Source organism: Synergistota bacterium (assembly GCA_025060595.1).
Taxonomy (GTDB): domain Bacteria; phylum Synergistota; class GBS-1; order GBS-1; family GBS-1; genus 42-11.
Map to the genome: position 1 here is coordinate 1 of JANXBX010000020.1, position 8,533 is coordinate 8,533.

The following is an 8,533-nucleotide window of genomic DNA, read 5'->3' on the forward strand; positions in this document are numbered from 1 at the left end:
AGTTTGCTGATATAGTTTTTCTAAAAGCTCTGTCAATTTTTCCATATATGAGCTAGTTTTTAATACCGTATTTTTTAAGAAGTTCTTGAAACTTTCTCTCTATTTCGTCGTCCTCTGCTTTTTTATTCTTTTTGTTTTCTTTAGAGGAACTTTCTGAGAAAGTAGATTCTATCTGAGTCGATGGATAAGAGGGAGTATTTATTTGAGACGAATTTGTTGAGGTGCCGTGAATGTCGCAGGTTTCAATCGGTTCGGTTCCTTTTATAAAGGCATGCTCTATAATGTTATAACAGGAGTTTGACGGGAGCTTTCCTGATTGAGCACATACTTTGATAAAGGTTATACCATTTGGTATGCTGAAGTCACTGATGGGTGTATCTTTAAGAGCCTTTTCCATGAAATCTTTCCATATTGGAGCTGCAATTCTTCCTCCTGTTGGTTCGTTTTTCCCGAGAGGAGAGCAATCATCATGTCCGACATAGACTGCAGCAACAAGATCAGGCGTAAAGCCAATAAACCATGCGTCTGTGAAATTATTGGTAGTCCCTGTTTTACCTGCACATGGTCTATTTAATTTTGCTCTCACTCCTGTTCCTCTTATTACAACATGTTTCATCATATCTATCATAAGATAGGCCGTCTCGTCTCTTATAACTTTTTCAAGGCTTGGCATGTTTTTCTCAAGGAGTTTTTCATCTTTGTCTCTTACTTCAAGTATTGCAATAGGTTTAATTCTGTATCCACCGTTTGCAATGCAAGCATAAGCAGTTGCCATTTCGATAGGGCTAACCCCTGCGGAACCTAAAGATATAGAAAGATCATTGGGTAGCGGACTTTCTATTCCCATTTTTCTAGCATATTCTATTATCATTTTAGGTCCTATTTGTTGACCTACTTTGACTGCTACTACGTTGTAAGAATGTTCAAAAGCTTCTCTTATAGTGACCCAGCCGTGAAATTTTTCATCATAATTGGAAGGTTTCCAGCCATTAGGAAATTCTATGGGAGAATCTTCCACAAGCGTACTTTCTGTAAAATTGTTATCTAAAGCTGCTGTGTATAATATAGCTTTGAAAGCTGAACCCGGCTGTCTGCGTGCTTGTACTGCTCTATTAAATTGGCTTTTTCTGAAATCCTTGCCACCAACCATGGCTTTTATAAATCCTGTCTTAGGATCTATAGCGATAATAGCTCCTTCTGCAGGAGCTTTGCTTAAAGCTTCTTCGGCGTATCTTTGAAGATCAAGATCTAAAGTGGTATAAACTTTAAGACCTCCTCGATATACTTGATGAGCTCCATATTTTTCTAAAAGTTCTTTAAGAATAAAACTCACAAAATAAGGTGCTTTCCAATTCCTTGCTTCTTGAGGGCTCGAAAAAACTATCGTTTCTTGAAGAGCTTTTTCTGCCTCCTCTCGAGATATGTAACCCAAACTTTCCATTCTTCTTATTACATATCTTGTTCTTGATAAAGCTCTATCTAAATTTCTATAAGGGGAGTAAAGAGCCGGAGCTTTGATAACAGCAGCAAGGAAAGCACATTCTGGAAGGGAAAGTTCCCAAACGTTCTTGGAGAAATAGGTTTTTGCTCCTGCTTGAACTCCATAAGCTCCATGACCCAAATATATTTCATTCAAATAAAGCTCTAATATTCTATCTTTATCATAGGTTTGCTCTATCTTAAATGCTAGCATTATCTCTTTTACTTTTCTTTCTAATGTTCTGCTTGGTGTTAAAAACAGATTTTTAGCTAACTGTTGGGTTATTGTACTTCCCCCTTCGACTATCTTTCTACTTTTAATGTTAGTCCATAATGCTCTTACGATTCCTCTAAGGTTTATTCCTTCGTGGTAGTAAAAATCGCTATCTTCTGATGCCAAAACAGCATAGATTAAATGTTTTGGAATCTTATTTAAAGAGACCCATATCCTGTTTTCTTCAAAAAGGTTAGCGATTACTCTGCCTTTAATATCGTATATATGGGTTGTAAGATTGGGTTCGTATTTTCCTAGAAGTGAAACATCAGGTAGACTCTTGTACCAGAATAGTAGAATTCCCGCAATTGCTCCCAGGCTTATTCCGGCCGTAATAAGGATAGCAATGACTATCGTTTTTATGTTAAAAAGATTCCTTGGGAAAAAAGTTTCTTCTCTTTGTTTTTTTTCTTTTTTTCTTTCTCTCTTTTTCATTGGTATCACCGCTTTTAAGATTATATCATATTTGGCGGAGCCCATTGACATAAGTTCTTTTATTAATATAATCCTACTATGGAAGTGATTGTGAAGTGAGGGAAAGAATAATTTTTGTGCTCTTTTTTTTATGTTTTTTTGCAAATTCTCTCTTTGCTCAGGAAGCTCCGGTAGTGGTGGGAGCTTCTTCTCCTCTTGTAGCTGATCTTGTTAAAAATATAGGAGGTAAACGAGTTGAGATTTTGCTTTTTCCTAATTGGCAAAAGGCAAAGGCCTTTTTTTGGATGGGAAAGGATTTAGAGCCTAAGGTATATGACAGTTTACTAAAAATTAAGGATATTCCTCAGGAAGTATTATTGGGTTTTATTCCTCGTATAGATGGAAATCCTTATGAATATTTTGATGCTCTTGCTGTTAAAAGTTTTATTTACCGAGTATCGAAAGTTCTTAAGCTTTTAGATCTGGCAGGAGAGGGATATTATCAAAGAAATCTTTCGAGATACTCGGTAGCCATAGAAGGGACTTTTAGAGAGGGTAAGTGGAGTATGGCTAGGTTTAAAGAGAAGACTGTCTATACGCTTTCTCCTCACTTTTCGTATCTTCTTAAGGGACTTGGATTAAAGGAGGTGAGGGTGTCATTAGAGAACTTATCTTCAGTGAAAGGTATATTAATAGATGATCCTAAAAATCCATTGAAAGAACCCGTTCCTAAGGGAGTTATTTTAGTTAGGCTTTTAGCAGATTTAAGCGGGGAAGTTAACACTTACTTAGGTCTTATAAAAGAGAATATAGTTGCTTTAAGTCTTGCTTTTTCTCAGTTAATGTAGGAAATTAAGAGAGGGGGTAAGGATATGAGTAGGGATGAGATGATAGAAGTAATATTAAAAAGAGTTAAGGATGAGAAGATAAAATTTGTGGAAATTTGGTTTACGGATATTCTGGGGTTTTTAAAGGGACTAACTATACCAGTGGAAGAGTTAGAAAAGGCTTTTACTGAAGGACTTGGTTTTGATGGTTCTTCTATAAAGGGATTTACAAGAATTGATGAGAGTGATATGTTGGCTTTGCCTGATCCTTTTACTTACGCAAGATTACCGTGGACTCCTGAGGAAGGAGGAACCGCTCGTATGTTTGCAGATGTGCTGACTCCTGACATGGAACCATTTGAAGGAGATCCTCGATATGTTTTAAAAAGAAACCTTATGAAGGCTAAGGAAATGGGCTTCGAATTTTTTGTCGGTCCCGAATTGGAGTTTTTCTATTTTAAGAGCAATAGAGAACTTGCTATTTTAGATCACGGTGGTTACTTTGATATGATACCAAGAGACGAGGCCATTGAGTTAAGAAAACAAACTGTTTTAGCTCTTGAGAATATGGGAATAGAGGTTGAATATGCTCATCATGAAAGCGCTCCATCTCAACATGAAATAGATTTGCGCTATAAGGATGCTTTAACTATGGCAGATAACGTTATGACTTATAGATTTGTAGTTAAAGAAATAGCTTATAGAAATGGTGTGTATGCTACTTTTATGCCTAAGCCTATATTTGGTGTAAATGGTTCTGGGATGCACACTCATATGTCCTTATTTAAAGACGGGAAAAATGCATTCTTTTCTTCAAAGGGTCTTTACAATCTATCTGATTTGGCTCTCTCTTTTGTAGCTGGTCTCTTAAAGTACTCACGAGAAATAACAGCTATTACTTGTCAGTGGGTTAATTCATATAAAAGGCTTGTGCCAGGTTATGAAGCTCCTGTGTACATAACATGGGCTAGGAGGAATAGATCAGATCTTATAAGGGTTCCTGGTTATAAACCGGGAAAAGAGGAGGCAACGAGAATAGAATATCGCTCTCCTGACCCTGCTTGTAATCCTTATTTGGCTTTTTCAGTTATGCTAGCAGCTGGATTAGCTGGGATAAGAGAGGGTCTTACTCCTCCAGAGCCCGTTGAAGAAAATGTTTATGAGATGAGTGAAGAAGAAAGAAAAAAGCGGGGAATACAAACTTTGCCTGGCAGTTTATACGAAGCTTTGATTCTTGCCGAAAACAGTACGCTGGTTAGAGAAGCATTAGGAGAACATGTTTTTAATGAATTTATAGCTAACAAGAAAAAGGAATGGGATGAATATAGAGTACATGTAACAGCTTATGAAATTGAAAAGTATTTACCTATTCTTTAATCTTTTTCTATATATGCGATAGCATCTATTTCAATAAGAGCTCCTTCTCTTGGCAGAGAGCTTACTTCTACAGTTGTGCGTGCAGGTGGATCCTCTTCAAAAAAGGTAGAGTAGACTTCGTTGAACTCTCTGAAAAGTTTTATATCTTTAAGATAACAAGTGGTTTTAATAATATCTTTCATTGTTCCACCTGCTGTTTCTACTATGGCTTTAATATTCTCTAAAACTCTGCGAGTTTGAATTTTAATATCTCCTTCTATGAGTTTTCCTGTGGAAGGATCAATAGCGAGTTGACCAGATACAAAAAGAAATTTGCCACACATTATTCCCTGACTATAAGGACCTATAGCTTGTGGAGCAAAAGTAGTAGAGATTTTCTTTTTCATTTTAAACCCTCCTTCTTAATCAAGTTTTATTCTATATTTGTGATATTCTAAGCTTTTTAATATCTTCTCTATATGATCTTTACCGTAAGTTTCTACTGTTATAGTTACTTCTGCTTCCGCTGGTTTTATTTTGAGATTTATTCTATCATGATTTATAGATACAATATTTCCTCGCTCCTCAGCGATAATTTTCAATATTCTAACCAAAGCTCCTGGTCTGTCTGGAAGAGTAGTAGAAAATCTTAAAAGCCTTCCAGTTTTTATTAGTCCTCTTTCTATTAGTCTTGCAATCATGTTAACGTCTATGTTTCCCCCACTTAAAATTACAAGAACTTTTTCTCCTTTTAATGAAATTTTTCGAGCTATGATTGCTGCTACTCCTACTGCTCCAGCCGCTTCGACTATGAGTTTCCCTCTTTCTATAAGGAGTAAAATAGCTGAAGCTATCTCTTCATCTGAGACCAAAATTATTTCATCTACATACTTTTTAATTATTTGTGTTGTTATCTCTCCCGGTCTTCTAACAGCAATTCCATCTGCTATGGTGTTAACCTTTTCTAACTCTATGATTTTCCCCTCTCTAATAGATAAGTAGACTGCAGGAGCTCCCTCAGCTTGAACTCCTATAACCTTTATTTTAGGATTTATTTCCTTTATAGCTGTGCTGACGCCTGCGATAAGTCCGCCCCCACCTACAGGTACTATAACTGCTTGAACATCTTTTAGATCCTCAAGTATTTCCAAAGCTATCGTTCCTTGTCCTGCTATGACTTCGGGATCGTCAAAAGCATGAATAAAATATAGGTTTTTCTCCTCTGCTAACTCTTTAGCCTTTTTATAAGCCGAATCGAAATCTTCTCCATGAAGTATAACCTCTGCTCCATAGTTTCTAGTTGCAGCTATTTTGGACATTGGGGCTGTTTCAGGCATAACTATTAATGAGTATACTCCTACTTGAGAAGCGGAATAGGCTACTCCTTGGGCATGATTGCCTGCCGATGCTGCTATTACTCCCTTTATCATTCTATTCTCTTTGAGATTGAGTATTTTGTTCAAAGCGCCTCTAACCTTGTAAGATCCGGTTTTTTGAAAAGTTTCGAGCTTTAGAAAAACGTCGCAATTTGAAAGCTTACTTAAGGTTTTAGATGATTCTATAGGCGTTTTATGAATAAAAGGAGCTATTCTTTTTCTCGCTTCTTCTATTTTTTTCAGAGATATCAAAACTTTCACCTCTCTATATTGAGGCTAATATACTACCTGTCACTATAAAGACACTTCCTATACTTCCCCTTAATCCCAATCTTTCTTTATAAAATATAGTAGCGAGAAAGCTTGTAATTAGTGGACTTGTTGCTGTTATAACTCCTATTTGAGAAACAGGCGCCATCTGTAAAGCTCTTATAAATGCTAAGTAACTTATGCCTATCCCTATCGTTCCGCCCAAGCTTAATATAGACCAATTTTTTATGTTTTTAATATTTGTAGACAGAATGTCTTTCTTTAATAATACGGAGATCGAAGTTATTATTAAGAGAATTCCTACTCTCCATGTCATAAAAGATATCGGAGTAAAGTAATAAGAGACCATTTTAACGAGGGCTAAAGAAGTTCCCCATGAAATAGCAGCTCCCATTGAAATAATGTATCCCTTGAGAGATGTAGTAATAGCTTCGTAGTTGCCTCTTTTTTCGTATAGTAGGTAAATTCCCCAAATTACTATCAAACATGCTATGAGGAGCTTCATAGTAATTCTTTCTTTAAATAGAAAATAAGCAATTGCAATAGTTATTATTGGGTAGGAGGAACTCACAACAGTACACCTGCTTACACCAATAAGTTTTAGTCCTTTGAAGAAAAAATTATCTCCTATAAATAAACCCAGTATTAAGGATATACAGAATATAACCCAACCCTTTATCGGAAGATGAACATATAGATGATCCCATGTTTTAAGAATGAGATTTATAAGAAGAACGGATGCGAGGGCTCCTGTATTTCTTATAAAGTTTATCTCTATAGGAGAAAGGCCAATTCCTCCCCAACGATATAGGAGTGGTGATATACCCCAACAGATAGCTGTTACAAATCCCAGTAGAACGCCTTCGTTAAACATCTTTTAGTGCTCTATCTATGTCTTCTTTCAGGTCTTCAACGTTTTCTATACCAATAGATAACCTTATTAAGGTTTCTGTAATTCCAAGTCTTTCTTTCTCTTCTTTTGGAAGGTTCCTGTGAGATGTAAAAGCAGGTCTTGTTATTAGTGATTCGACCGCTCCCAGGCTCGGTGCTTTCTTAATAAGCTGGAGGGAATCCATGAAAAAGGCAGCTCCATCTGCTGTTGTATCTATGTCGAAGGACACCATTCCCCCAAAACCGTCCATCTGAGATTTAGCTATCTCATGATCTGGATGCGACTCTAATCCAGGATAATATACTTTCTTTACTTTAGGATGTTTTTCTAACCATCTTGCTATTTCCATAGCACTTTCATTTTGCTTTTCGACTCTTAAAGCAAGAGTCTTAATTCCTCTTAAAACGAGATAAGCATCAAAGGGTCCTAAAATGTTTCCAAAAATTCTTCTTACATCCCATATTTTAGCTATGTCTTCTTTATTACCAACAACTATTCCTCCCATTGTATCGTTATGCCCGCATAGGTACTTAGTAGCGCTATGGATAATTATGTCTGCTCCAAAAAGCCTGGGGCGCTGGTTTATTGGGGTAGCAAAAGTGTTGTCCACTACTACCTTAATACCCAATTTTTTAGCTTTTATTGTCAAATTTTTTATGTCAATAACCCTTAAGGTCGGATTCGTTGGGCTTTCAAGGTAAAGAAGGCTTACCATTCCTTTATCTATAATATCTTCTATTTGTTCCTTTTCTTCTACTGAATGAATAAATACTTTAATTCCATATTGTGGGAGAAAATCTTTAGCGAAAACTAGAGTATCCCCATAAACTTCTTTGATAATGAGTATACTTTGTCCTGCTCTTAATAATGCAAGAAGGGTACACGTTATAGCTCCCATTCCTGATGAGAAAGATACTCCATCTTCACATCTTTCAAGTTGAGCAACCTTTTTTTCTAATGCTCTAACTGTTGGGTTGCTCCATCTTCCATATCTATATCCAGTCTCTTTTTTCCATAGTATATTAAACTCATCCTCCTCTCTTTGAAACTCATAAACGGCAGAGGGGTAAATTGGCATAACTATTGGTTTTCCTCTTTCAAATTCCTCAATTAGAGAAAGAACAACTTCTGTTTCTAAATGCAATTTATACACCTCCTTTTAAATAATGGTTAACTAGTAAGCTCTAAAAATTATAGCCCTTGTTTATCATCGTGTAAAGCTTTAAGTGCAATTTTTTGTCTTAAGCTTTTGGGAGGTTTTATCTAAGTTACGACTCTTGCTTGAATATAGGGCTTATGGTAAAATTAAACGGGAACCTTGAGAAGAGGATAGTGTGTTTTTCTTAGATATTTATTGGAGAGTTTGATCCTGGCTCAGGATGAACGCTGGCAGCGTGCCTAACACATGCAAGTCGAGCGCGGGCCTTGCCTTTGGTGGGGTTCCGAGCGGCGGACGGGTGAGTAACGCGTAGGTAACCTACCCCTGGGAGGGGGATAACCCTTCGAAAGGGGGGCTAATACCCCGTAAGGCACAGGGGCGTATGCTTCTGTGTGAAAGGGTCTCGTTTTAAGGCGAGGCTGCCTGGGGAGGGGCCTGCGTCCTATCAGCTAGTTGGTGGGGTAATGGCCTACCAAGGCTGAGACG

The 8,533-nt window shown here is 37.0% G+C and carries 7 protein-coding genes and 1 rRNA gene; 3 read left to right on the plus strand and 5 right to left on the minus strand.

Features of this window, described 5'->3' with window-relative positions; translation table 11 throughout:
• Positions 1–52: 52 nt before the first annotated feature.
• A complete protein-coding gene (locus tag NZ900_09515) occupies positions 53–2,188 on the minus strand; it encodes a PBP1A family penicillin-binding protein (protein ID MCS7234319.1) in 2,136 nt (711 codons plus the stop codon).
• 95 nt (positions 2,189–2,283) lie between these two features.
• Between NZ900_09515 and NZ900_09520 the strand changes: the two genes are divergently transcribed.
• Together NZ900_09520 and NZ900_09525 are read left to right on the plus strand one after the other, a co-directional pair.
• Complete coding sequence (locus NZ900_09520) at positions 2,284–3,015, plus strand: hypothetical protein (GenBank protein ID MCS7234320.1); 732 nt, start codon at positions 2,284–2,286, stop codon at positions 3,013–3,015.
• A gap of 24 nt (positions 3,016–3,039) precedes the next feature.
• Complete coding sequence (locus tag NZ900_09525) at positions 3,040–4,371, plus strand: glutamine synthetase family protein (protein ID MCS7234321.1); 1,332 nt, start codon at positions 3,040–3,042, stop codon at positions 4,369–4,371.
• Here NZ900_09525 and NZ900_09530 read toward each other — a convergent pair.
• Genes NZ900_09530 through NZ900_09545 form a run of 4 tightly spaced genes read right to left on the minus strand, consistent with a single transcriptional unit; the run spans position 4,368 to position 8,032 of the window.
• On the minus strand, positions 4,368–4,757 hold the full coding sequence (locus NZ900_09530) for a RidA family protein (GenBank protein ID MCS7234322.1): 390 nt from the start codon (positions 4,755–4,757) through the stop codon (positions 4,368–4,370). The genes NZ900_09525 and NZ900_09530 overlap by 4 nt on opposite strands.
• Before the next feature lie 15 nt (positions 4,758–4,772).
• Positions 4,773–5,978 (minus strand): threonine ammonia-lyase, encoded by a 1,206-nt coding sequence (gene ilvA, locus NZ900_09535; protein MCS7234323.1) that lies wholly within the window; start codon positions 5,976–5,978, stop codon positions 4,773–4,775.
• A gap of 13 nt (positions 5,979–5,991) precedes the next feature.
• The gene (locus NZ900_09540) at positions 5,992–6,870 is read right to left on the minus strand and encodes a DMT family transporter (protein MCS7234324.1); all 879 of its coding nucleotides are present in this window, start codon (positions 6,868–6,870) and stop codon (positions 5,992–5,994) included.
• Positions 6,863–8,032: a PLP-dependent aspartate aminotransferase family protein gene (locus tag NZ900_09545; GenBank protein MCS7234325.1), complete on the minus strand. Its 1,170-nt coding sequence runs from the start codon at positions 8,030–8,032 to the stop codon at positions 6,863–6,865. The genes NZ900_09540 and NZ900_09545 overlap by 8 nt, the downstream gene beginning before the upstream one ends.
• 207 nt (positions 8,033–8,239) lie before the next feature.
• Between NZ900_09545 and NZ900_09550 the strand changes: the two genes are divergently transcribed.
• A 16S ribosomal RNA gene (locus tag NZ900_09550) occupies positions 8,240–8,533 on the plus strand; the annotation flags it as partial.

Coding starts and splice junctions, on each gene's coding strand:
- NZ900_09515 (MCS7234319.1), bottom strand. CDS start 2,188: ATGAAAAAGAGAGAAAGAAAAAAAGAAAAAAAACAAAGAGAAGAAACT.
- NZ900_09525 (MCS7234321.1), top strand. CDS start 3,040: ATGAGTAGGGATGAGATGATAGAAGTAATATTAAAAAGAGTTAAGGAT.
- NZ900_09530 (MCS7234322.1), bottom strand. CDS start 4,757: ATGAAAAAGAAAATCTCTACTACTTTTGCTCCACAAGCTATAGGTCCT.
- NZ900_09540 (MCS7234324.1), bottom strand. CDS start 6,870: ATGTTTAACGAAGGCGTTCTACTGGGATTTGTAACAGCTATCTGTTGG.